This is a genomic window from Geobacillus sp. Sah69, assembly GCF_001414205.1.
Classification (GTDB): Bacteria; Bacillota; Bacilli; order Bacillales; family Anoxybacillaceae; genus Geobacillus; species Geobacillus stearothermophilus.
Genome location: NZ_LLKS01000019.1, coordinates 139,698 through 160,412, shown reverse-complemented (window position 1 = coordinate 160,412; position 20,715 = coordinate 139,698). Strand labels below are relative to the sequence as shown.

27 protein-coding genes are annotated in these 20,715 nt (G+C 54.6%); 6 read left to right on the top strand and 21 right to left on the bottom strand.

Features of this window, described 5'->3' with window-relative positions:
• Positions 1 to 16: 16 nt before the first annotated feature.
• The 5 genes from AP057_RS02650 to comGA are packed head-to-tail and all read right to left on the bottom strand — an operon-like array spanning position 17 to position 3,178.
• A complete protein-coding gene (locus tag AP057_RS02650) occupies positions 17 to 343 on the bottom strand; it encodes a hypothetical protein (protein WP_047818694.1) in 327 nt (108 codons plus the stop codon).
• Entirely contained in the window at positions 327 to 764 is a 438-nt protein-coding gene (gene comGD, locus AP057_RS02645) for a competence type IV pilus minor pilin ComGD (protein ID WP_055358000.1), read from the bottom strand. The genes AP057_RS02650 and comGD overlap by 17 nt, the downstream gene beginning before the upstream one ends.
• Entirely contained in the window at positions 754 to 1,050 is a 297-nt protein-coding gene (gene comGC / locus AP057_RS02640) for a competence type IV pilus major pilin ComGC (RefSeq protein ID WP_081106580.1), read from the bottom strand. Before comGC ends, comGD begins: the two co-directional genes overlap by 11 nt.
• A gap of 41 nt (positions 1,051 to 1,091) precedes the next feature.
• Positions 1,092 to 2,120 (bottom strand): competence type IV pilus assembly protein ComGB, encoded by a 1,029-nt coding sequence (gene comGB, locus AP057_RS02635; protein WP_055357999.1) that lies wholly within the window; start codon positions 2,118 to 2,120, stop codon positions 1,092 to 1,094.
• A gap of 2 nt (positions 2,121 to 2,122) precedes the next feature.
• A complete protein-coding gene (gene comGA, locus AP057_RS02630; protein WP_055358091.1) occupies positions 2,123 to 3,178 on the bottom strand; it encodes a competence type IV pilus ATPase ComGA in 1,056 nt (351 codons plus the stop codon).
• Between the two features lie 199 nt (positions 3,179 to 3,377).
• On the opposite strand from comGA, the gene AP057_RS02625 reads away from it, so the two are divergent.
• Together AP057_RS02625 and AP057_RS02620 are read left to right on the top strand one after the other, a co-directional pair.
• On the top strand, positions 3,378 to 4,076 hold the full coding sequence (locus AP057_RS02625) for a metalloregulator ArsR/SmtB family transcription factor (protein ID WP_055357998.1): 699 nt from the start codon (positions 3,378 to 3,380) through the stop codon (positions 4,074 to 4,076).
• A 146-nt stretch (positions 4,077 to 4,222) separates the two neighbouring features.
• Positions 4,223 to 4,465 carry a DUF2626 domain-containing protein gene (locus tag AP057_RS02620; RefSeq protein ID WP_033010198.1) on the top strand — a complete coding sequence of 81 codons (243 nt, stop codon included), beginning with the start codon at positions 4,223 to 4,225 and terminating at the stop codon, positions 4,463 to 4,465.
• Positions 4,466 to 4,499: 34 nt separating this feature from the next.
• Here AP057_RS02620 and AP057_RS02615 read toward each other — a convergent pair whose 3' ends face one another.
• Both AP057_RS02615 and AP057_RS02610 read right to left on the bottom strand, forming a co-directional pair.
• Positions 4,500 to 5,627, bottom strand: a complete 1,128-nt coding sequence (locus AP057_RS02615; protein WP_055357997.1) for a class I SAM-dependent methyltransferase — start codon at positions 5,625 to 5,627, stop codon at positions 4,500 to 4,502.
• A gap of 239 nt (positions 5,628 to 5,866) precedes the next feature.
• Positions 5,867 to 6,499, bottom strand: coding sequence for an MBL fold metallo-hydrolase (locus AP057_RS02610; RefSeq protein WP_049625174.1), 633 nt, complete (start codon positions 6,497 to 6,499; stop codon positions 5,867 to 5,869).
• A gap of 178 nt (positions 6,500 to 6,677) precedes the next feature.
• Between AP057_RS02610 and AP057_RS15950 the strand changes: the two genes are divergently transcribed.
• Positions 6,678 to 6,854, top strand: a complete 177-nt coding sequence (locus AP057_RS15950; RefSeq protein ID WP_033010201.1) for a DUF2759 domain-containing protein — start codon at positions 6,678 to 6,680, stop codon at positions 6,852 to 6,854.
• A gap of 101 nt (positions 6,855 to 6,955) precedes the next feature.
• On the opposite strand, the gene AP057_RS02605 is transcribed toward AP057_RS15950, so the two are convergent.
• From AP057_RS02605 to AP057_RS02590, 4 genes are all read right to left on the bottom strand, one after another.
• Positions 6,956 to 8,119 carry a M14 family metallopeptidase gene (locus AP057_RS02605; RefSeq protein ID WP_033014614.1) on the bottom strand — a complete coding sequence of 388 codons (1,164 nt, stop codon included), beginning with the start codon at positions 8,117 to 8,119 and terminating at the stop codon, positions 6,956 to 6,958.
• 101 nt (positions 8,120 to 8,220) lie between these two features.
• Entirely contained in the window at positions 8,221 to 9,174 is a 954-nt protein-coding gene (locus tag AP057_RS02600) for an ROK family glucokinase (protein ID WP_055358090.1), read from the bottom strand.
• Positions 9,175 to 9,184: 10 nt separating this feature from the next.
• Positions 9,185 to 9,397: a YqgQ family protein gene (locus AP057_RS02595; RefSeq protein WP_033014816.1), complete on the bottom strand. Its 213-nt coding sequence runs from the start codon at positions 9,395 to 9,397 to the stop codon at positions 9,185 to 9,187.
• Positions 9,398 to 9,492: 95 nt separating this feature from the next.
• On the bottom strand, positions 9,493 to 10,956 hold the full coding sequence (locus AP057_RS02590; RefSeq protein WP_055357996.1) for a spore germination protein: 1,464 nt from the start codon (positions 10,954 to 10,956) through the stop codon (positions 9,493 to 9,495).
• A 125-nt stretch (positions 10,957 to 11,081) separates the two neighbouring features.
• On the opposite strand from AP057_RS02590, the gene AP057_RS02585 reads away from it, so the two are divergent.
• Entirely contained in the window at positions 11,082 to 11,951 is an 870-nt protein-coding gene (locus AP057_RS02585; protein ID WP_055357995.1) for a hypothetical protein, read from the top strand.
• On the opposite strand, the gene AP057_RS02580 is transcribed toward AP057_RS02585, so the two are convergent.
• The 5 genes from AP057_RS02580 to rpmG all read right to left on the bottom strand — a co-directional run bounded on the left by AP057_RS02580 (position 11,948) and on the right by rpmG (position 15,121).
• Positions 11,948 to 13,120, bottom strand: coding sequence for a rhomboid family intramembrane serine protease (locus tag AP057_RS02580; protein WP_055357994.1), 1,173 nt, complete (start codon positions 13,118 to 13,120; stop codon positions 11,948 to 11,950). The two genes, AP057_RS02585 and AP057_RS02580, sit on opposite strands and share 4 nt — an antisense overlap.
• A gap of 204 nt (positions 13,121 to 13,324) precedes the next feature.
• Complete coding sequence (locus AP057_RS17385) at positions 13,325 to 13,501, bottom strand: hypothetical protein (protein WP_162839640.1); 177 nt, start codon at positions 13,499 to 13,501, stop codon at positions 13,325 to 13,327.
• A gap of 76 nt (positions 13,502 to 13,577) precedes the next feature.
• Entirely contained in the window at positions 13,578 to 14,354 is a 777-nt protein-coding gene (locus AP057_RS02575; RefSeq protein ID WP_049625177.1) for a DUF92 domain-containing protein, read from the bottom strand.
• Positions 14,344 to 14,913: a 5-formyltetrahydrofolate cyclo-ligase gene (locus AP057_RS02570; RefSeq protein ID WP_049625178.1), complete on the bottom strand. Its 570-nt coding sequence runs from the start codon at positions 14,911 to 14,913 to the stop codon at positions 14,344 to 14,346. Before AP057_RS02570 ends, AP057_RS02575 begins: the two co-directional genes overlap by 11 nt.
• 58 nt (positions 14,914 to 14,971) lie before the next feature.
• The gene (gene rpmG, locus AP057_RS02565) at positions 14,972 to 15,121 is read right to left on the bottom strand and encodes a 50S ribosomal protein L33 (RefSeq protein ID WP_011231931.1); all 150 of its coding nucleotides are present in this window, start codon (positions 15,119 to 15,121) and stop codon (positions 14,972 to 14,974) included.
• Between the two features lie 166 nt (positions 15,122 to 15,287).
• On the opposite strand from rpmG, the gene AP057_RS02560 reads away from it, so the two are divergent.
• Both AP057_RS02560 and AP057_RS02555 read left to right on the top strand, forming a co-directional pair.
• On the top strand, positions 15,288 to 15,629 hold the full coding sequence (locus AP057_RS02560) for a hypothetical protein (protein WP_033010212.1): 342 nt from the start codon (positions 15,288 to 15,290) through the stop codon (positions 15,627 to 15,629).
• A complete protein-coding gene (locus AP057_RS02555; protein ID WP_055357993.1) occupies positions 15,626 to 16,060 on the top strand; it encodes an endolytic transglycosylase MltG in 435 nt (144 codons plus the stop codon). Before AP057_RS02560 ends, AP057_RS02555 begins: the two co-directional genes overlap by 4 nt.
• A 52-nt stretch (positions 16,061 to 16,112) precedes the next feature.
• Here AP057_RS02555 and phoU read toward each other — a convergent pair whose 3' ends face one another.
• The 5 genes from phoU to AP057_RS02530 all read right to left on the bottom strand — a co-directional run bounded on the left by phoU (position 16,113) and on the right by AP057_RS02530 (position 20,562).
• Positions 16,113 to 16,766, bottom strand: coding sequence for a phosphate signaling complex protein PhoU (gene phoU / locus AP057_RS02550; RefSeq protein WP_033014630.1), 654 nt, complete (start codon positions 16,764 to 16,766; stop codon positions 16,113 to 16,115).
• 23 nt (positions 16,767 to 16,789) lie between these two features.
• Positions 16,790 to 17,632 carry a phosphate ABC transporter ATP-binding protein PstB gene (gene pstB, locus AP057_RS02545; RefSeq protein WP_044743156.1) on the bottom strand — a complete coding sequence of 281 codons (843 nt, stop codon included), beginning with the start codon at positions 17,630 to 17,632 and terminating at the stop codon, positions 16,790 to 16,792.
• 39 nt (positions 17,633 to 17,671) lie between these two features.
• Entirely contained in the window at positions 17,672 to 18,553 is an 882-nt protein-coding gene (gene pstA / locus AP057_RS02540) for a phosphate ABC transporter permease PstA (RefSeq protein ID WP_055357992.1), read from the bottom strand.
• A gap of 4 nt (positions 18,554 to 18,557) precedes the next feature.
• Complete coding sequence (pstC, locus tag AP057_RS02535) at positions 18,558 to 19,511, bottom strand: phosphate ABC transporter permease subunit PstC (RefSeq protein ID WP_055357991.1); 954 nt, start codon at positions 19,509 to 19,511, stop codon at positions 18,558 to 18,560.
• Between the two features lie 85 nt (positions 19,512 to 19,596).
• Positions 19,597 to 20,562, bottom strand: coding sequence for a PstS family phosphate ABC transporter substrate-binding protein (locus tag AP057_RS02530; RefSeq protein ID WP_033010220.1), 966 nt, complete (start codon positions 20,560 to 20,562; stop codon positions 19,597 to 19,599).
• Between the last annotated feature and the right edge of the window lie 153 nt (positions 20,563 to 20,715).

Below are 20,715 nucleotides of genomic sequence, written 5' to 3'. Positions count from 1 at the left end.
CCGCCTTCCTTACTTCCTATCGCTTGCTGTACCCGCACTGCTCCTTTTCGCGGCCGGCATAATCGTTCCAACGCACACATACTTTCCACATCCGCCCTCCTTCCTCATACGCCCGAAGCCGAAACACCGTCCGCCCAATCGATGCCTTCGTTTCACCAACAAGCGGCTCCTCATACAGCGCAATGGCCAGCAGCCGCTGCGCTTGTTCTTCAAGAGCGAGGTTGTTCCGTTCAAGCTCCATTTGCATCAACATAGGCAGAAAAACGGCGGCCGCCGTCCATAACAGCGCCAACGCGAACAACGCTTCCATGAGCAAAAATCCGCGGCTACATTTTTTGCACATAAAACCGCCCCTTCCCGAGCAAAAACGTCACCTTGTAGCTGCCCCGGCCGCTTTTCACCCAAACAGTTCCCGCTTGCTCGATATTGCCATTATCGGTAAAGATGAGCGGATTACGGAGCGTGCCGAGCTGAAACCGCCAAGGCGCAGGAAGCGAGCGGACGACGACCGTCCGGCCGCTTCCTCCTTCGACCGCCCTATACTCACCGCGTCCATTGCTGAAAAAGACGGACACCTTCCTCCGATGGGCGATGGCGTGCTGCTGCGCGCTGTACAAGTCGGCGCGCAGCACGGCCAGCATATGCGCTTCCTCCTGCTGGCGCACCGCCCCGCCGAACGCCGGAACAGCCAACACCGACAGCAAAAGGACGACCGATAAAACGACCAGCATTTCAAGCAGCGTAAATCCGCCGTTACGAGCCACTTTCGCTCACATCGCCGCTCTCGCTAATTTGAATCGCGTGGCCGTTCGGGCACTTGCCCGATTTAATGTAGCGGCCAGCAAGCAGCTCCTGAACGGTCGGAATTTTGTTATGTTCCATCTCGTATGCCTTCACTTGCGCCTGCACGGTGTTCAGAAACGCTTCGCACCCTTTTTCGTTAATCATGCTGTTATGTTTCGCAATGTTCGGAATCGCAATGAGCAGCAGCACGGAAATGACCATCAGGACGATCAACATTTCAATGAGCGTAAACCCTTTTTGGTTCACAACTATTCCTCCTCGCTCGACAAATGTAGTTATCGCTTGTTTTACAAGCTGTTCAACATCGAAAACATTGGCAGCAAAATGGCCAAATACATGCCGACAATCAGCGCCCCGACAACCGACAGCAAAAGCGGCTGCACGAGCTTCAGCGCAGCCTCGGCCCGTTTTTCGATCATCTGCAGCAAAAACTCGCCGTAATGTTCAAGCTCCTTGCCAAGTTCGCCGTTCGACTGGCCGTGGCGGATGACAAGCGCCAGCTCCGGCTCATAATAGCGGGCGGCGCCGACAAGGACATCGAGCGCCATGCCGCCTACGAGCCCATCGCGGATACGCCGGCCTTCCACTTGCAGAAACGGCCCAGAGGCAGGCTCGCTAAACACTTCGAGCGCCTCATAAACCGACAAACCCGCTTGCAGCAGGCAACCGAGTTGGCGAGCCATGACACATGTGGCAAACATCCTTACAAATGAAGCGCACCACGGGATGTACAAGGCGAAGTGAAGCTGGCGGGCGACCGGCCAGCGGCGGAAACAACCGAAGTAAAACAAGGCGGAGAAGGCGGCGAGAAGAGCGATCACGCCCAACGCCATGGGGACATGGGCAATGAGAGACATAAGCAAAGAGACGGACTGATTTCCAGAAGATAACGTTGCCGCCGCCCGCTCGAATTGCGGAAGCAGCCACCGCTCCATGCCAACAAGCATAACGGCGAGCAAAATGAGGAGAAAAAGCGGGTAGCGGCCCAACCGGCGCAGCTGTTCGCCAAAACGCGCTTTTTGTGCAAGCGCCGCGCCGGCTTCCGCCATGCCGCGCGGCAAGTCGCCATGCCGTTCGGCAAAAAAGAGCAAACTGACAGCCGAACGGTCAACAGACAGCGCTTCGACCGCCGCAGACACCGGCAGGCCGGCCCGCAGCTGCTGCAAGCAGCGCTCAAACTCCGGACGGCGCTTTGCCGGCGCCTGAATGGCCAAAAATTCAAGCGCTTGCCCGAGCGGGTAGCCGCGCTCGAGCAGCCGGCCGAGCCGTACAAAAAACAGCGACTGTTCAGCGAGCGGCCATCGTTTCCTCTTCATCCTCATCCCCCTCCGGCCAGCTCAAGCGCCCGTGCCGGCAAATAGCCGAGGGCGATTCCTTTGCGGATCAAGCGCGCCAATGTTACGTGGCGCCGCCGCTGTCCGCCCGCCGGCGAATGGATGGTGTCAAGAAGCGCCGGCCCATACAACAGTTCGTGAACGGCGGCGCGTCGGCTGCGCCCAAGGCGGCGGCATGACGGATGGCAGTCGTCGCCGCACAGCGGGCAGCACAGCTCGACGAGCCGCTGGGCCGAAACGGCTAGCAGCGTTTCAGCCAGGTCGCCTGGCGGTATGCCGAATTCACGGAGCCGGTGCACCGCGCCGACGGCGTCAGCGGCATGCATCGTTGAGACGACCAAATGCCCCGTCAACGACGATTGGACCGCAATCGCCGCCGTATCATGGTCGCGGATCTCGCCGACCATCAAGACATCCGGATCATGACGGAGCGCGGCTTTTAAGCTGGCGGCATAAGTAACGCCCGCTTTTTCATTGATTTGCACTTGCAAAAACCGATCGTTCCGTTTTTCAACCGGGTCTTCGAGCGTAATGATGTTGCGCTGCCTTTCCGCTTGGCATACGTCAAGAAGCGTGTACAACGTCGTCGTCTTTCCCGATCCGGTTGGACCGGTCAGCAGGACGAGCCCTTGCGGCTGTTGTATAAAGGAAAACAGAAGCACGGTGGAGCGGGAAAATAAGGATAATTTACGAAGCGGCAGCGAAAAAGACTGTGGCAAGAGGCGGATGACGAGGCTTTCATCATACAGCGTCGGCAATGTTGACAAGCGCAAATGCACCGTCTCGCCGGACTCATTCACTTCCATCGCGCCGCTTTGCGGACGGCGGCGTTCTCCAATATCCATTCCCGCCAAAAACTTGAAGTGGACAATGACGCGTTCAGCGGTTTCTTTTGGGAGCGTGCCGGCATCGACGAGCATGCCGTCAAGGCGGAGGCGGACAACCGCATCATGGCGGCGCGGGATGAGGTGAAGGTCGGAAGCGCGGCGTTGCACCGCTTCGGCGAGGAGACGGTCCGCTACTTGTTCAATCCCATTCAGCGCACATTCCCTCCTTTCGACAAGCTGCTTTTTATTTCGACAGGTATGGAGCGTTTTCCTGCTGCTGTCGAAAAAAATGTTCCGTGAACATTTTTTGAATTTTCCTTCAGCCGCTGCCAATAGTGACAAAAATCATTCCTTGCCTTGGCCAATTTCCTTATAATGACTATATCAATGATTGATTTAGGAGGGAACCGTCATGGAACAAACGTTAAAAATTACAAATGTGCTATCCGACCGGACAAGATTCCATATTTACGAATACATGGCCAAAGTTCATCGCGAAGTTTCGGTGCAGGAAATCGCGGAAAAGTTTCATATTCATCCGAACGTCGCCCGCCTCCATTTAACGAAGCTCGAAGATATCCGCATGGTCGTATCGGATACACAAAAGACAGGAAAAGGCGGACGGCCGAGCCGGCTGTACCGGCTGTCTGACGAAGTCGTCGGTTTGTATTTTCCGTTCCGTGACTACCAGCTTCTCGCCCGCATCGCCATTCAGACGATGGCTCAACTCGGCGCGGTCGGGCAGGAAGCGCTTCGCGAAACAGGAAAACAGTTTGGCTATGAACTCGTCGCCAAACGCCTGCCGCATAACGGTTCAACGGGCGCGCTTGCCCTCGAGGAAAAGATCCGCATCATGGAAGAAGCAGCGGAAGCGGCCGGATTTCTGCCGCAATTTCGCTATGAGGAAGACAAAGGCGTGCTTTGCCTCGACATTTTCAACTGCCCGTTCAAAGAAATCGCCGCACAGCAGCCTGATGTCGTTTGCAACCTGCATCATGCCTTTTTAGAAGGAATGGTGGAAGCGTTGTTTGCCGATGCGAAAGTAGCGGAAACAGAAAATATGATGAACGGCAGCCGCCGCTGCGCTTACCGCATCGCCATTCGCCCGTGACGGCGGCCCCTTTTCGTTTTACACGGGCGGTGCGATCCGCCCGCTTTTTTTCTTTCACCTTGTCCGAAAGCGTTATTTACATTCACAATCATTGTACATTATAATAAGTAAAGACCAATGGATTGCTCAAAAAGGAGGGATACATAATGGACCGCATGTTCCGCGTCTTGGCTTTTTGGACTGGCATTTTTGCCGTCATGTTTTATCTTGGCCATATGCATACGACATCGCTCATCTTCTTTGGCCAAACCGTGTTTTTCCTTTTCGTCGGCTTTTTGAAACTGACCGAGCGAATGTACATTTACATTTTCGGGGCGTATTTGACGATTTTCTTTGCCGCTTTTACATACTGGACGACGTTCATGATGGTGCCCGGCATGGGCGAATGAAAACAGGCAGAGCCCGTTCTCTGCCTGTTTGTCTTTATGGCAAAAATTCCGGCGCCGCCCAAATGTCCGGGATGGGAAGCTTCACGCCTTTTTGTCCGATGAGCACATCGAAAAAACGGCTGATGCCGTCATCGGCGACCAACGCGCGAAGCATCCGGTCTCCCCGGCTCGGCGGGGCAAACAACTCCGCGCTTTTGGAAACTGCCCATTCGTCCAAGAGACCGGCAGCAAGCAAAAACCGATCTTGGCGGAGAAACGCCACCTCCTCCCACCCGGTCTGCCGGGCGTACAAGCGGATGGCATCCCACTGTACATGGGCCGTCAAATCCATCTCCCCAGGACGGTGAAGCGGGTCGGGGACGAGCCGATGGCGGAAATAACCCCGCAAGCTGCCGTGCCGCCGCGCCGGCGCCCGCAGCTGTTCGTCCGTATAACCATAATCAATCGTCACCATCACCGCCTGGCGAAACTGCGGCCCGATGTCAAGCCAAAATGATCTTGCCGCGAGCGGCACTTCCAAGCGCTGCTCTTCGGCAAGCGAGAGGCCGCGCTCAGCCAAGTAGCGAGCAATATCCAAGTTGCAAAGCGGCTCCTTTTCCTCGACGAGCCGACCGTCACGGGCGGCGACGAAACATTCATAAAGAATCCCTTGTTCCTTTGCAATCACATGAACCGGGAGTGCGTCAAAAAATTCATTGCTGAATACGATCCCAGAAAACGGCCCACGCTCGGCGAGCCAGCGGGAGACGTTGTCATATTGCTCCACTTTATCGGCAGCCGCGCGAAGCGTTTCCCGCTGCCTTTGACGGTGGAACAGGCTTTGATCGATGATCGTATACGACAGCTCACGGTATGTATCAGGGCTTTTTTTCTCCCATTCTTCCAATATCGCCAGCGCCAAACGTCCATCCCCGCCCCCCCACTCGCAAATCGCCGGCGGCAGGCCGCCCCGCTCGACAATCCGAATGAAAAACGAAGCAAGCGCTTTTCCGAATACGGCAGCGAACGAGCTGTTCGTAATGAAATCTCCCTTCCTGCCGATTTTCGTCCGCTCGCGCATATAATAGCCCGCCTGTGCGTCATAAAGCGCCATGTTCATATAATCGGCGTATGACACCCGCCCTCCCGACGCCGCGGCAATTTGTTCGTACAGTTGTCCCATGATGGTTTCCTTCCTTAAATTTTTTATTTTTACTATTGACATAGTGAGAACAATGGTATATGATTACAGTAGTAGCTTAACTATATCCCCTCCCATTATTATGGATAGAACATCCCCCAAAAACCCTTCTTGGCGCGGCTGAGAGGGGTTTTTTATTTTGCAGGCTTCACAGGCAGACGCCTGTCTGCCTGTTTCCATGTCCTCTCCGGAAGCCCTGCCGTGCGGCGGCTGCCGGGAAATCAAGAAAACCCGTGCAAAAATGGATTGGTGTCCATTTCCATGCCGATCGTCGTCTCCGGTCCATGCCCGGACAAAACCAACGTCTCTTCAGGCAGCGTCAACAGCTTGCGGTGAATGCTTGCCAACAGCTGCTGGTGGTTGCCGCCCGGCAAATCGGTGCGCCCGATGCTGCCGGCAAACAGCGCATCGCCTGAAAATACGAGCTGCGCGGCTTCACAGTAATACGAGACGCTGCCCGGCGAATGGCCAGGCGTTTCCCGCACGTCAAACACAAACGGACCGATCGTCAACGTCGTCCGCCCTGTAAGGCATGTCGGCTCGCAACGGACAACGACCGGACCGCCGAAATAAAGTGAACCGTTGAGCGCCGGATCTTGCAGCCATGATTTTTCGTTTTCATGCACATACACGGGAATATCCCAGCGGGCGAGCACATCAGAAATGCCGCCGATATGGTCAAAATGGGCATGCGTCAGCAAAATCGCCAGCGGGGTCAATTTCTTTTCTTCAATTCGGCGCACGATCGTTGCTCCTTCCGCTCCAGGGTCAATGATGACACATGCACCGTCCGCGGCCGACAACAAGTAGGCGTTCGCCTGAATCGGGCCGACAGGAATGCGCGTCCATTCCATCACCGTCTCCTCCTTATCGTTAGCATGGTCAGCATTATCCTTATTTTACCGTTTTTCTCCCGCCGATGAAAGAGAAACATGCAAATGCGGAACAGACCTCGACAAAAGAAAAAAAAAAGATTACAATGAAAAAGAATGAGCTCGCTTGTACATACTGTTTCACAAGGGGGTAAAACGGATGGGTACAGTCATTATTTTTGCGCTCGTGACGTTGCTCGCCCTTTACGGCATGCTCCGCACGCTGCGCGAGAAAAATGTGCTCGGATTTTTATTTGGGCTTGGCACAGCGGCGGTTTTCGGCTGGTTTACAGTGATGACGATTTTGCACCACGGCATTCCGACAGGCACACACTGAAAACGCAAGAGGCGGACGGAGCCTCTTGCGTTTTTTCACACCTTTCAGAGCATTGCGATGCAATTGGCAACCCATGCGGCATTTCTCCGCAAACGCCGCCTTCAAGCCATTTCGAGCGCAGCCAAAAACAAACCGAGGCTGTCGCGGTATATTTGCGCAAATTGCGAGAGCGGCAGCGGGTTGACCCCTTCTCCGAGTTCGACCGTATAGCCTCTGCGCCGCCATGTCTGAATGAACCAGTCGCGGTAGCCGGCGTGGCTGTCAATATAGCGAATCGCTTGGTATCCGCTCGCTTCGGCCATCGCCTTGACGGCCGCCTCCGCTTCTGGCGGCTCCAATCCTTCGTACCCCCAATAAATCTCCTTTCCTTGTGTATGAAACGCAACAACCATTGCAAAATCCCCTTCTTCAGCCAGCGCTGCCATCGCTTTCGCCTCCGGCTCGGTGAGCGGGGCGAAGCCGGGAAAATCACGCGGCGCCGGTCCCTTTGGCGGTTTGCGCGCCTGTTCAATTTCCCAGCGGGCCGGAAACTGGTTGTTTAAGTCGATGCCACGAATGTTCGCTTTCCACTGGGAAAAATCAGCGGCCCCACCGTTAATGCGGATGGCTTCACTCCGGTGCGGCTCCTTCTCGGGAGGACCGTTCAACACAAGATTGACGCCATCGGGATTGACCATCGGCACGACGGAAAGAGTCGTTTTATGGTAATACTCGAGAACCCGGCGGCCGGCCAACATGTCGTCATTGACAAGCGCCCGCACATAGTCGTCGATGAGCGCCATTAATACTGCCGTTGTAATCCATTCGTTGGCATGGAACGATCCGTTCATATGGACGCGCACCGGGCCGCGGCCGATTTGCAGCTCAACAAGCGGCAAACCGAGCACGCTGTATCCGATCGTCCGCTGGCGCACAAACGGGTAATGGCGGACGATCGCGTCAATATCCTCCGTCAAAGCGGCAAAATCGTACGGCCGGACGCTGCGAACGACAGGAGCGGCGATCCGCATAGGCAGCGGCGCTGTTCCGTCAATGACCGCCATCGCCCCCGGCATCCGCCGCAACGCCTCGATCGGCAGCGATAGACTGCGGGAGAGTGTTTCCCATGACTCGATGACGCCATATCCCGGAATAGCGACTGTCTGTCCGGGACGCAGCCTTCCTTTGTCGACATGTGGATTGGCGTCTACAATCAACTCCGTCGGCACTGAAAACCATTGCCCGTATTTTTCAAGCGTATCGCCAGGCCATGCTTGGACGCGCATGCGCCATCTCCCCTTCCCTTTCTTCTACCTTCAACATATGCGGCAGGCGCCAAAAAATGAAAACAACGGCTTGCTCCCTTGCTGGAGCAAGCCGTTGCGGTTTAGGCGCCGATGAGCGATTTCGCCAACCAGGCGCCGCCGATGACTCCGGCGTCATTGCCGAGCGTTGCCAGCACGATCTCCGCTCCGGCGGCGACACGCGGAAAAGCATAGCGGCGGAAATGGGCGGCGACATGCTCAACGAGCAGTGCCCCCGCCTTCGAGACACCGCCGCCGATCACAATTTTCTCCGGATTGGTCACATTAGCCGCATTCGCCAACGCCAAACCGAGATAGCGCGTCACCTCCTCAACAACCTCAAGCGCGAGCGCATCCCCCGTTTTGGCGGCGTCAAACACAGCTTTGGCGGTGACATCGCCGCCGCGGAGCGCGCTCGGACGCTCGCTGGCAGCCAGCTTTTCGCCGGCAATCCGCACAATGCCGGTCGCCGACGCAATCGTTTCCAAACAGCCCGTTTTGCCGCAGTTGCACGGCGCACCGCCGTCTGCAACCATCGTCATATGGCCGATTTCTCCACCGGCGCCGTTCGTCCCGCGCACGATGGCCCCGTTGGCGATTACGCCGCCGCCAACGCCGGTGCCGAGCGTCACAAACAGCAAATGGCGCGCCCCTCCCCCGGCTCCTTTCCACATTTCGCCGAGGGCGGCGATATTCGCGTCATTGTCGACGGCCACCGGCAGCCCTGTCTCTTCTTCGAGCTGTCGTTTTAAGGGGTAGTGTTGCCATCCTAGATTGACCGCTTCATACAGCATTCCTGTTTCTTCCTGAACCGGCCCGGGGGCGCCGATTCCGATGGCGAGCAGCTGTTCTTTCGTTCCGCCAAGCCGGGCGAGCGTTTCATCCAACGACCGGGCGATATGGGCGACGATCCGTTCGCCGCGGTTGGACGTGTCTGTTGGAATTTCCCATTTGTGTACAATAATTCCGTCTTCTGTAATAAACGCCATCTTCGTCGTCGTGCCGCCAAGATCGATGCCTGCCAACCATTTTTCCATCGCCATTCCCTCATCCTTTTCTCATTCGTTTTTCCCGCTCGATTTGCGCTTCCTGCCGCAAAACAAATAACGCAGCCTGCAATTGTTTGACATCGATGAGCTGAGACTCGTACAGCTCTTTCACTTCCTCCTCCATCAGCTCCAAATCGGCGATCCGGTCGCCGACATAAATGATCGTGCCAAACTGTTTGAGCAGCTGTTGCACATCGTATACTGTCTTCATCGTCATCGATTCTCCTTTTCTCCCTTTTTAGTGTATCGGCAAATATCCGCAGCCGTCAAGACAAAAAACGCAGGCGCTAAAAATCAGCACCTGCGTCAGCGGTCAGGATCGCGCGGGTGAAGAATCGCCGGTCGCCGGTTTTTCAGCGGCATCGGCGAGCGGATGAGCACATCGCGCATCGCCCGATAAGAAAACGGAATAAACGGCCATAAATACGGGATGCCAAACGACGACATTCGGGCCAAGGAGATGATCCAAACGGTAAGGCCGAGCACATAGCCGTACAGGCCGAACAGGCCCGACAAAATGAGCAAAGCAATGCGGACGAGACGGTTCGCCAAGCTCATCTCATAGCTTGGCGTCGCAAACGTGCCGATGGCGGCAACCGAGAAATATAAAATCACTTCGTTGGAAAAGAGGCCGACCTCCACGGCAATGCCGCCGATCATAAGCGCCGCCACCAAACCGAGCGCTGTCGCCAGCGAGGACGGCGTATGAATGGCGGCCATTCGCAGCATATCCATGCCGATTTCGATCATCAAAATTTGAGCAAAAAGCGGAATATCGCCTAATTTCGCCTTTCCTAAAAACTGCAGCGGCCCCGGCAGCAGTTCCGGCTCCGTCATCAATAAATACCAAAGCGGCAACAAAAACACCGACGCCCAGACAGCCAAAAAGCGAACGAGCCGCAAATACGCCCCGACGATCGGCTTGTTCCGGTATTCTTCGGCATGCTGCAAATGATGCCAAAACGTTGCCGGGGTGATAATGACGCTTGGCGACCCGTCAACGATGACGAGCACATGCCCTTCGTACAAATGGGCGGCCGCCGTATCAGGACGCTCCGTATAACGAATGACCGGGTACGGGTTCCAATGCCGCCCGGAAATAAACTCTTCAACCGTCTTTTCCGCCATCACGAGCCCGTCCGTATCGATGGCGGAAATCGACTGCCGGACGCGGCGGACAAGTTCCGGGTTGGCAATTTCTTCAATATAGCAAATGCAAATGTCCGTTTTCGAGCGGCGCGCCACCTGTACATACTCCATCCGCAGCGACGGGTCGCGGACGCGGCGGCGAATGAGAGCCGTATTAAAGATGATCGTTTCCACAAACCCGTCGCGCGCCCCGCGCACTACCCGCTCAGTGTCCGGCTCCTGCGGGCCGCGCACTGGATAGGTGCGGGCGTCAATTAAAAGGATGCGATCCACGCCATCAACGACGAGTGCCGTCGGTCCGGAAAGCACGGCGGCGACCGCCTCCTCGAGATCGTTCGTTTGCCCGATTTCTACATAAGGAAGATGCCTTTTTAACAGTTTTTCGAGCGGATCAGCGTCCAGTTCGCCCTCGTCTAGATGGGACAAATTTCTCATTAAATAATGCAAAATATCGTCTTTCACAAACCCGTCAATCATAAACAATGCCATCGCCCGGCCGCCATACTCGACGTCGAGGCGGATGACATCAAAGCTTTTGCCGACCCCAAGCCGCTCGGCTAAGTAAGCCGCATTGTCTTGGAGACGGCATGAAGCTGGCCGTTTCGGCACACGTTTGTCCATCGCCATCCCCCTGCATCTCGTGTTACTGTATACTCCCCATCATAGACAACCAGCAGGAAATTCATACATAAATGTCCCTTTCTATGCATATATTGGTAGAAACTTGTCCGCTCAGGGAGGATGCCATGAGACGATGGTTGTTGGCCGCCGTAGGAGCAGCGTTTTTTCTCGCCGCTATAGCTGCGCTGTTTTCGTGGTGGGAGCGTCAGCGCACCGAGGAAACGATTAAATTTTTCCCGCTTGACCGCGAGACGGTGTTTACCGAAGCGAAAACCACTCTTGCGATTGCAACAAACAAAGAGCGCGGGCGCTATTCGCTGCGTTGGTCCACTGTCTCCACGCTGAACCGCCGCGCCTATTTGCGGCAAGACGTTTCATTGCTGTTTGCTGACGGCCGATTGGTTGATGTATTGTCCCGATGGGAGACGAACACCGGAACGATCGCCATGGAAAAAACAGCAATTATGCATGACAGCCGTTTTTTCCAAGCCATTTCGTTCCATCATGGTGAACTGCACAAGGGCGAAACGATCACAAGCAGCCAAACGATGTCAAGCGCGTATTTGTATGTCATCGACTCGCCATACCATCCGCTCGCATCATTCCGCCGGCCGAAAACGGACGCCGAGCGCGAATGGCAGCGCGTCTTGAACAAGGCAACGAACGAATTTCTCCGCCATAAGGCGGACGAGCTGCTTTCCCATTTTTCGCTATCGAAAGAAGACTACTACGCCCTTTATTTGCCGGAGCTTGTCGCTTATACGGAACAACCGCTGCCCGGCTTGTCGATGACAAAAACACAGACGATCATCGGCCGCCTATGGGAGGGGATCTATAAGTCGTACGTTCTCGGCATAAAAAAAGAGGATGGCTCCATCCTCTCGCCGATCGGCAGCACGGTGCCGCTTATTTTGATCCGGAAAGATTACGGTCAAATCCTTGTTTTGCTTGAAGCGAAAAATGGAGACAAAGTCATGCTCATCCAAGTTCCTTAGCGGAAACCAAGCCATAAGCCGGACGCTGCCAATAACAACGCGGCGGCCAATGCGCCGGCCTGCCGTCCCGAAGCGGTCTGCTTCGGCAAATGGACAGCACCCGCTGCCAGAAAGCCGCCGACAAGCCCGCCGATATGGCCGGCGTTGTCAATGCCGGGAACAAGCAGGCCAAACAGCAGGTTGACGACGATTAAGCTGATTACGTTCATGCCCATCGTCCGAAAAAATAGATGCCGGTAAACCGTCCCAAAATAAAGAAGTGCCCCAAACAATCCGAAAATGGCGCCGGACGCCCCGGCCGAAATCGATGGAGTGAACAAAAAGCTCGACAGCGTTCCGAAAAAACCAGCCGTTGCATAAATGATCAAAAAGCGAAGCGAACCGTACAACCGCTCTGTCGTCGTCCCTAAATAATACAGCGCAAACGTGTTCGTCAACAAATGCAAAAACCCGATATGCAAAAACATCGGCGTCAAAAATCGCCACCATTCCCCCGCCTCAATGAGCGGATTGAATTTGGCGCCATACCGGATCAAGACGTTGGGGTCCGTGCTGCCGCCGCTCCACTCGAGAACAAAAAACATAGCGACTTGCACGATCATCAGCAGCCAAGTGAACACCGGCCTGCCGTATTCAAAAATGCGCCGCTCTTCCTCCCGTTGGCGGCGCCATTCCGTCAGCACTTGATGTTTGAAACGCTCGGCGGCGGCGAACGGGTCTTCCTCTTCCGCAGATGGAGCCGGGCGGAGCGTCGCCCCGGTCATCTCCTCGAGCCGCGGCAGCATGTCATTGATGTTGCCGCTATGAATGAGAAGCGTATGAAACGCGCCATCGCCCGTCCCTAAAAGCGGCAGCGGTTCGTCAATGAGAAACTCCCAGTCATCAACCGGCGGATACGCCATGATGTATACGTTGACAACCCGGCCTCCTCTGCCGATTGCCCGTCCGTCCATCCGCCGAATGAATTGCCACGTATATTCCATATCAAGACGCAGCGACCGACTCCAGTCGAAATCGGCGCGGACGAGGCGGATGAGTGTCGGCCGCCGCCAGCGGGCCGATTCGAGCCATACTTCATCCTCGCGTTCGGCCATCCGCGCGATGCGGTAACCGCCGCGAAGCAAAAGATGAACAAGCTGCCAAAACAATACATCCATCGTTCCAACCATGTTCTCCTCTCCCTTTCTCCAGCAGGCCGAACCCGGCGGACAGCAAAGCTCCGGCTGTCTGGATGATCCAGCGCAAGCCAGAGGGAGGCTGTGCCGTTCCCGCCCCAGGCGCGCTTTTTCCACCCGCCCGCTTTGAAATCGACGATAAGGGTGGCCAGCTTCCCGTTCGCGGCATCATAAAACGGCCAGCCGGCCACCGCCTCTCTAGCGCAACATTTGCGACACAACCGCGTTGCGCACCGCCGGAATGTTGAGCGCAAAGCGAACAAGCTGCTTTCGCAACGGCGGAATGCGCAACGCCCAGTCAGCCATTCGGTAACGATAACGATAGGTGAGCCATCCGGCTGCGACCGCCAACAGCGAGTACGACCATTTGTTCATTGGTGTTCCCCCTTCATCAATATGACATGCTCGTTATTCTTTTTCCCTTTTTCCCCTTAATTATGAAGCAGACGGCCTAACGCCCCAGCACAAGGGCGGCGGCAAGCACCGCACCGGCAGCCGACAAGACGTTGACGGCATCGTTGTCAAGCCAGCGCCATCCTTTCACCTGAACGGTCATCCGACCGCAATGCTGTTTTCGCTCGGTGGCGATCCCGCATACCGGACAGCGGTAAACGGTCTGCCAGGCGGCGCCAAGCCATGTATCCAGCCAGCTGCCAAACCAGCCGAACAGTGCAAGGGGGAGCCACGGTGCAGCGGGAAGGAGCAACGCGCCGCTGGCGGCGATGAACAGCGCCCCAGCAAGGGAAGCGGCCGTGCCAAGGAGCGTCACCGCTCCGGAAGTGCCGGCCTCGACCGGCTGAAAACTCGGCCATGTCCGCGGCGGACGCCGGCTCAAGGCACCGATTTCCGACGCCCATGTATCGGCGTTCGCCGCCGCGACCGCGACGACGAACAGCTCGTTCCAAACCGGGTCAGGGAGCAGCGCCGCCAGCAGTCCGAGCGCAGCCGGCACTCCACCGTTGGCCAGCACTTGGACCGCATCACGCCGCCCCCCTTTTGCCACCTTTTCGGCGAGTTTCTCCTTTTTCCGCCTTCCGATATGGCTGAAAAAGCTGGAGCTGGCAAAAAATAATCCCAGCAACCATAGCCCGCTCCATGAAAAACCATACCCAACCAAGGCGCCGACAACAACGGTCGCCGCCGCTCCCGAGACGGACAGCAAGCGCAGTAGCCACCCGCCGCCGGCTGCGATGGCGGATGCAGCAATATACGCCCATTCACCGCTCACAGCGAATGACCCCTTTATCGGTAATAATGAACTCTACCGGCACGTCATGTTCTTCTGCTGGGATGTCGTCCACCACTTGAAACGAATAGGCAAGCGCCGCCGTCACTGCCGCCGCCCCCGGCAAGTACCGGTCATAATACCCGCCGCCGTAGCCGATCCGAAAGCCATTTTTGGCAAAACACACTCCTGGAACAATAATGAGATCAAACTCCTCGCGATCCATCGCCGTCGTTTGTTCCTCGATCGGCTCAAGCAGCCCGGCATACGCCTCTTCAAGCTGGGCAAACGACACGATCCGCCGAAACGTCATCGTTTTCGCCGCTGGGTCGCATTTTGGCACGCCGACTTTTTTTCCTTCCCTCCAAGCTTGTTCAATGATCGGCGCCGTATCCACTTCCGTCTCCCGCGCCACCGTGATGGCGATCGCCCGGGTTTGTTTCCACGGCGTCCATTGATATAAATAACCGGCAATTTGCCGGTCGCAAACTCGTTTTTCAGGCGCCGGAAGCTGCCGAAGCCGGCTGAGCATATGACGGCGCAGTTCCCGTTTGCGGTCCATCGTCGCTCCCCTTTCTGCCCGAAAGATAAAAAAGCAGCAGGAATGGCGTTCCTACTGCTTACTTCGTTTCGCGGTGCAACGTAACTTTGCGGTCCCGCGGGCAATATTTTTTCAGTTCAAGACGTTCCGGGTTGTTGCGTTTATTTTTGGACGTAATATAGTTGCGTTCGCCGCATTCTGTGCATGCCAGTGTAATGTTCACACGCATCCTTTTTCCCTCCAAACGTGCTTTATATAATCAGACCTTTCTATGATAGCATTTTTCTGCGACGATTTCCACCTCTAAATTTTATTTCCCTCCATTTTATCTTTTTCCACAAGACCGGCCACAAATAGAATGCGATATGATATAGTGAAAAGAGGAGGGATTCATGATGGTAGAATACACGATCATCGCCTTGGCGGCCTTATCGATTCTTTTGCTTGTCCTTTCCTTTTTCGCCAAAGACGAATGGAAGCCGCTTGAAGAACAAATTGACCAGCTGGCTGTCTCGTTGGCGCAAGAAACGTATCAAATGAAAAAACGGCTGCAAGTCATCGAGGAGGAACTGCTCATCCCTGAGCGCCGGCGCCCGCCCCGCCGCGGTCCTTTTTCCGACACCGAGCGGCGCATCTTCTTTTTGCATAAACAAGGATTTCCGCTCGAAGAGATTGCGCAAGAGACCGGTTTGACGGTTGCCGAGGTCGAGCGGATCGTGAGGAGATTGCTGCGATGAAGAAACGGACGATGCGCGCCTTTGCTCTCGGCCTGCTTGTTGCCACATCATTCATCGGCGTCTCGTATTATCATTCCGCCCCCGATGCGCCGACGGAAGCGGAAGTGCAAGCGTTTCTCGAACAACGCGGGCTTGTTGCCATTGCGAAAAGCGAATACGATCAACTTCGCCGCGGCCGGCAAACGTCGGCTGAACAGCCGGCTGCGCAACCGGCGAAAACAGTATACATATACCGCCTTGTCATCCAAAAAGGCGACACTCCTGAAACGTTCGCCAAAGAGCTTGAGGCTGCCGGCATTATTCAAAGCGCTCGCACGTTTCGCGAGTATTTGCAACAGCACGGGCTGACGCGCTCGATCCGACCCGGCGCCTATAACGTGCGAAGCGATATGGATTATGCGGCGATCAGCCGCTTGATTGCTAAACCATAACGGAAAGAAGGAGGCAAATGATGAAAAGACTGCCTCCTTCTTTGTATTTGCATCAATCATTCAAATCATAATGCTTCCCTTTGACGAGATAAAGGAGATGCTCGGCGATGTTGGTCGCATGATCCGCCGTCCGTTCAATATACCGGGCGACGAGAGCCAGCACGTTCATTTGCGCCAGCGCCTCTTTATCTGTTTTCTCCATCTCAAGCAGCGCTCTCATCATCTCCCCGTACCGCTCGTCAACCTGACGATCCATATCGGCAATTTGTGCAGCCAGCGATGCATCTTCCCGATCGTACGCCGTCATAGCCGCCGATACCATGTCTGCCGCCAATTGGTGCATCGACACTAGCGAGCGGATGTCGATGACGAACGGCTCGCCGCCGATGCGGATGCACGCCTTGGCGACATTAACGGCCAAATCGGCGATCCGCTCGATATCGCCCGCGATTTTGATCGCGGCGATGATGCGGCGCAAGTCGGTCGCGACCGGCTGCTGTTTCGCAATGAGCCACAACGCAAAGTCGTTCACTTCTTCTTCGAGCTTGTCAATCGAGCCGTCTCCGTCAATGACGGCCATCGCCAAATGTTTGTTTTGTGTTTGAAACGCGTCAATCGCCTGTTGCAATGCCACTTCTGTTAACCGCCCCATCTCAACCAGCTTGTTGTGCAGCGCTCGCAAGTCATCAGCAAACGTTTCACGCATTTCAGGCTTTCCTCCCTTGTTTTTTATCCGAAACGACCGGTAATGTAGTCTTCTGTACGCTGGTCGGCCGGATTGGAAAACAGCTTGTTCGTCTCTGCGTATTCAATCACTTCTCCGTTCAAGAAAAACGCTGTTTTGTCCGAAATGCGGGCCGCTTGCTGCATGTTATGGGTCACAATAATGATGCTGTATTGTTTTTTCAATTCTTGAATAAGTTCCTCGATTTTCAACGTGGAAATCGGATCGAGCGCAGACGTCGGTTCATCCATTAAAATAACGTCCGGCTCAATCGCCAAACAGCGGGCGATGCACAATCGCTGCTGCTGTCCGCCTGATAACCCGTAGGCATGATCGTGCAGCCGATCTTTTACCTCATCCCAAAGCGCCGCCCCTCGCAAACTTTTTTCGACAATTTCGTCGAGCACTTTTTTATTGCGGATGCCATGAATGCGAGGACCGTACGCAATATTGTCGTAAATCGATTTCGGGAACGGGTTCGGCTTTTGAAACACCATGCCGACTTGTGTCCGCAATTGTTCAACCGGATAGGAAGGGTCAAAAATGTTGCGCCCGCGGTAGACGAGCTGGCCGGCAATGCGGACGTTCGGCACGAGCTCGACCATTCGGTTCAACGTTTTAATATAGGTCGATTTTCCACATCCTGACGGCCCGATAATTGCCGTCACCTCATTTTCATAAATTGTTAAATGAATGTGCTTCAGCGCATGATGTTCACCATACCATAAGTTTAAATCTGTTGTCTCGTACACAACGCCTTTTGTTGCAACATCTTCGACCGCCGGCGTTGCCGCAGACGGTTCGACCAACGGTGAGAGTTTTGTTTTCTTTGTTTTTGTTGCCATCATCTGATTGGTCTCCTTTCGCTCTTCCCCGAAATTTTTGCGTTAAAACCGCTTTTGAAACTTGTTGCGAATCAATACCGCGACCGAATTCATCAAAATTAAAAAGACGAGCAGGACGACAATCCCGGCAGCCGCTACATGCTGAAACTCCTCTTGCGGCCGCCCTGTCCAGTTGTAAATTTGCAACGGCATAGCGGTAAACGTATCAAGTACGCTGCCCGGCAGGTAGGCGATAAACGTCGGGATGCCGAGCACCACAAGCGGAGCTGTCTCCCCAATAGCGCGGGAAAATGCCAAAATGGCCCCCGTCAGCATTCCCGGCAGCGCCGCCGGCAACACCACCCGACAAATCGTTTGCCATTTCGTCGCCCCCATGGCATACGACGCTTCCCGCAGCTGCTGAGGAACCGCACGAATCGCTTCTTGGGCCGCGACGACGATCACTGGAAGAATGAGCAAGCTCATCGTCAACCCGGCCGCCAAGACACTGCGCCCAAGCCCAAGCTCACGGACAAAAACCGTAAGCCCCAGCAGGCCAAACACGATCGACGGCACGCCGGCCAGATTGGAAATATTCGTTTGAATCAACGCGGTGAAACGGTTTTTGCGCGCGTATTCTTCCAAATAAATGGCCGTCCCAACCCCCAAAATAAACGAAACCGGTGCGACAATCATCATCAGCCAAAGGGAGCCAACCAGTCCGGATTTAATCCCAGCTTCCTCCGGACGGCGCGAAGGAAAGCTGTTTAAGAAATCACCATCGAGCCAGCCGATCGCCTGCATGATGACACGGGATAATAATAATGCGAGAACAATGAGTCCAAAAATCGTAGCAGCAAAAAAAATGGCTTGCAAGACGGCGTTTTGCACCAGCCTTCCTTTCATTCGTCTCCAAACGAGCGGTTTGTCCAATTTGTTTTCCATGTGTTCAATACTCCTCCCTCAATCGGCGGGAAATGTATTGCGCCAATATATTCATCAGCAGCGTGAAAATAAAGAGCGTCATCCCGACAGCGTAAATGCTGTAATAAATCGTCGTCCCATAGCCGGCGTCGCCGGTTGTCACCTGGACGATGTAAGCGGTCAATGTTTGAATCGATTTCGTAACATCAAACGTAAACTCCGGCGATGATCCGCCAGCCACCGCGACGATCATCGTTTCACCGACCGCCCGGGAAATGCCTAAAATAAATGAGGCAATCACTCCGGAAGCGGCGGCAGGAAGCACGACCTTAAGCGCTACTTCAAACTTTGTCGCGCCAAGGGCCAAGGCGCCTTCGCGAATGGAGTTTGGCACTGCGCTCATCGCGTCTTCTGACAGCGAGGCGATCATCGGAATGATCATAATCCCCATGACGAGCCCCGGGCTGAGCGCATTAAAAATCTCTAGATCCGGGATGACCTTTTGCAATAACGGCGTCACGATCGTCAACGCAAAAAACCCGTACACGATCGTCGGAATGCCGGCAAGCACTTCGAGCGCCGGCTTGATGATTCGGCGCGTCCGCTCCGACGCATACTCGCTCAAGTAAATGGCCGAAGCGAGCCCAATCGGAACAGCCAAAAGCATAGCGATACCGGTCGTCAGCAGCGTGCCGGTCACAAGCGGAGCGACTCCGAACGATCCGTGTTCCTCATTCCACGGAAGCCACTCTTTGCTTGTGACAAACTCAACAATCGATACACGGCGGAAAAATTCGATCGTCTCAAAAAGAAGGGTAAACAAAATGCCGAGCATTACGAGCACGGAGAGTGCCGCCAATGTAAAAAGGAACTTCGGCGCGAGCTTTTCCATCCTTTTCGTCCAATGTTGCCGCGCTTGGTTTTCAACGATCATCTCCCGAACCGAGAACTGCTGTTCTTTCTTCGTTGGAACCCCCATAAAACGAAAACTCCTTTCCGACTTATTCCAACCGCAGTCACAAGTCTAGGCCGACAGACACCCCTTGTCGCCTGCCTAACGAAACCTATTTCAATCCTTCCAATGTTTCAAGCTGTTCTTTATACTTTTCCTCCGGCAGGCGGACGTAACCGACCTCTTCCGCCAAGTCCCCGGCTGTTTCCAGCAAAAATTCCATATAGTCATACACTTGCGGCTTTTCTTTCAACGATTTGACGTTCACATACGTAAACAGCGGCCGCGAAAGCGGGGTGTATTTCCCGGTTTCAATCGTCTCGTTTGTCGGCTCGACTGGCCCGTTGCCGCCATCGATCGGAACCACTTTCAGCTTATCTTTATTTTCCAAGTAATACGCATAACCGAAGTAGCCGATCGCATATTGATCCCCTTCAACCCCACGAACGAGGATATTGTCGTCTTCCGAAAGTTGAGCCGTTTTGACCAGTTCTTTTCCTTCCAGAATCACTTCATCAAAGTAGTCATATGTCCCAGAATCATGACCAGGCGAGAAAAACTTGATTTCCTCATCCGGCCAGCCCGGACGGATATCCGACCATTTTTTCACCGTGCCGTCTTCCGTCCACATTTTTTTCAACTCATCCACCGTCAAGTAATCAACCCAATCGTTTTCTTTATTGACCACAACAGAAAGACCGTCATAGGCAAGCTGAAACTCTTGGAACTCGATGCCGTTGTCGGCAGCTGCCTGTTTTTCTTCCTCTTTGATTGGACGAGAGGCGTTCGAAAAATCGGTTTCCCCTTTCGTGAACTTCTCAAATCCCCCTCCCGTTCCAGAAGCACCGACGGAAACTTTGACGTTTGGCTGTTCCATCATATATTCTTCAGCAGCTGCTTCCGCAATTGGATATACCGTCGAGGAACCGTCCATGATCACTTCACCGGACAGCTCTTTCGTTGCGGATCCACTGTCCGCCTCGTTTTCCTGCGCTCCATTTCCTCCTCCACAGGCGGCAGCAATCATCATTGTTCCGCCAAGCAAACTCGACAACATCAGCCGTTTCCATTTGCTCATCGCTTTTCCCCCTGACTGTTTTCTTTTACATGTCCTAGTTTTTCCTTACATGCCCTATCATAAATGGACGCTGTTAATAAGGTTTAAACAGAATGTTAAGATTGTGTAAACTCCAGATATCCAATATCCATTATTTTTCATCAATAGCTTCTC

Excerpts from the sequence above, each read along its gene's own strand:
- AP057_RS02605 (WP_033014614.1), bottom strand. The coding sequence starts at position 8,119 with ATGCGCGTCCAAGCATGGCCTGGCGATACGCTTGAAAAATACGGGCAA.
- AP057_RS02590 (WP_055357996.1), bottom strand. The coding sequence starts at position 10,956 with ATGGACAAACGTGTGCCGAAACGGCCAGCTTCATGCCGTCTCCAAGAC.
- AP057_RS02570 (WP_049625178.1), bottom strand. The coding sequence starts at position 14,913 with ATGGACCGCAAACGGGAACTGCGCCGTCATATGCTCAGCCGGCTTCGG.
- rpmG (WP_011231931.1), bottom strand. The coding sequence starts at position 15,121 with ATGCGTGTGAACATTACACTGGCATGCACAGAATGCGGCGAACGCAAC.
- AP057_RS02615 (WP_055357997.1), bottom strand. The coding sequence starts at position 5,627 with ATGGGACAACTGTACGAACAAATTGCCGCGGCGTCGGGAGGGCGGGTG.
- pstC (WP_055357991.1), bottom strand. The coding sequence starts at position 19,511 with ATGGGGGTTCCAACGAAGAAAGAACAGCAGTTCTCGGTTCGGGAGATG.
- AP057_RS02610 (WP_049625174.1), bottom strand. The coding sequence starts at position 6,499 with ATGGAATGGACGCGCATTCCTGTCGGCCCGATTCAGGCGAACGCCTAC.
- AP057_RS02620 (WP_033010198.1), top strand. The coding sequence starts at position 4,223 with ATGGACCGCATGTTCCGCGTCTTGGCTTTTTGGACTGGCATTTTTGCC.
- AP057_RS02580 (WP_055357994.1), bottom strand. The coding sequence starts at position 13,120 with ATGGTTGGAACGATGGATGTATTGTTTTGGCAGCTTGTTCATCTTTTG.
- AP057_RS02625 (WP_055357998.1), top strand. The coding sequence starts at position 3,378 with ATGGAACAAACGTTAAAAATTACAAATGTGCTATCCGACCGGACAAGA.
- AP057_RS17385 (WP_162839640.1), bottom strand. The coding sequence starts at position 13,501 with ATGAACAAATGGTCGTACTCGCTGTTGGCGGTCGCAGCCGGATGGCTC.
- AP057_RS02585 (WP_055357995.1), top strand. The coding sequence starts at position 11,082 with ATGAGACGATGGTTGTTGGCCGCCGTAGGAGCAGCGTTTTTTCTCGCC.
- comGB (WP_055357999.1), bottom strand. The coding sequence starts at position 2,120 with ATGAAGAGGAAACGATGGCCGCTCGCTGAACAGTCGCTGTTTTTTGTA.
- pstB (WP_044743156.1), bottom strand. The coding sequence starts at position 17,632 with ATGATGGCAACAAAAACAAAGAAAACAAAACTCTCACCGTTGGTCGAA.
- AP057_RS15950 (WP_033010201.1), top strand. The coding sequence starts at position 6,678 with ATGGGTACAGTCATTATTTTTGCGCTCGTGACGTTGCTCGCCCTTTAC.
- AP057_RS02530 (WP_033010220.1), bottom strand. The coding sequence starts at position 20,562 with ATGAGCAAATGGAAACGGCTGATGTTGTCGAGTTTGCTTGGCGGAACA.
- AP057_RS02650 (WP_047818694.1), bottom strand. The coding sequence starts at position 343 with ATGTGCAAAAAATGTAGCCGCGGATTTTTGCTCATGGAAGCGTTGTTC.
- AP057_RS02555 (WP_055357993.1), top strand. The coding sequence starts at position 15,626 with ATGAAGAAACGGACGATGCGCGCCTTTGCTCTCGGCCTGCTTGTTGCC.
- pstA (WP_055357992.1), bottom strand. The coding sequence starts at position 18,553 with ATGGAAAACAAATTGGACAAACCGCTCGTTTGGAGACGAATGAAAGGA.
- AP057_RS02560 (WP_033010212.1), top strand. The coding sequence starts at position 15,288 with ATGGTAGAATACACGATCATCGCCTTGGCGGCCTTATCGATTCTTTTG.
- phoU (WP_033014630.1), bottom strand. The coding sequence starts at position 16,766 with ATGCGTGAAACGTTTGCTGATGACTTGCGAGCGCTGCACAACAAGCTG.
- AP057_RS02600 (WP_055358090.1), bottom strand. The coding sequence starts at position 9,174 with ATGGAAAAATGGTTGGCAGGCATCGATCTTGGCGGCACGACGACGAAG.
- AP057_RS02595 (WP_033014816.1), bottom strand. The coding sequence starts at position 9,397 with ATGAAGACAGTATACGATGTGCAACAGCTGCTCAAACAGTTTGGCACG.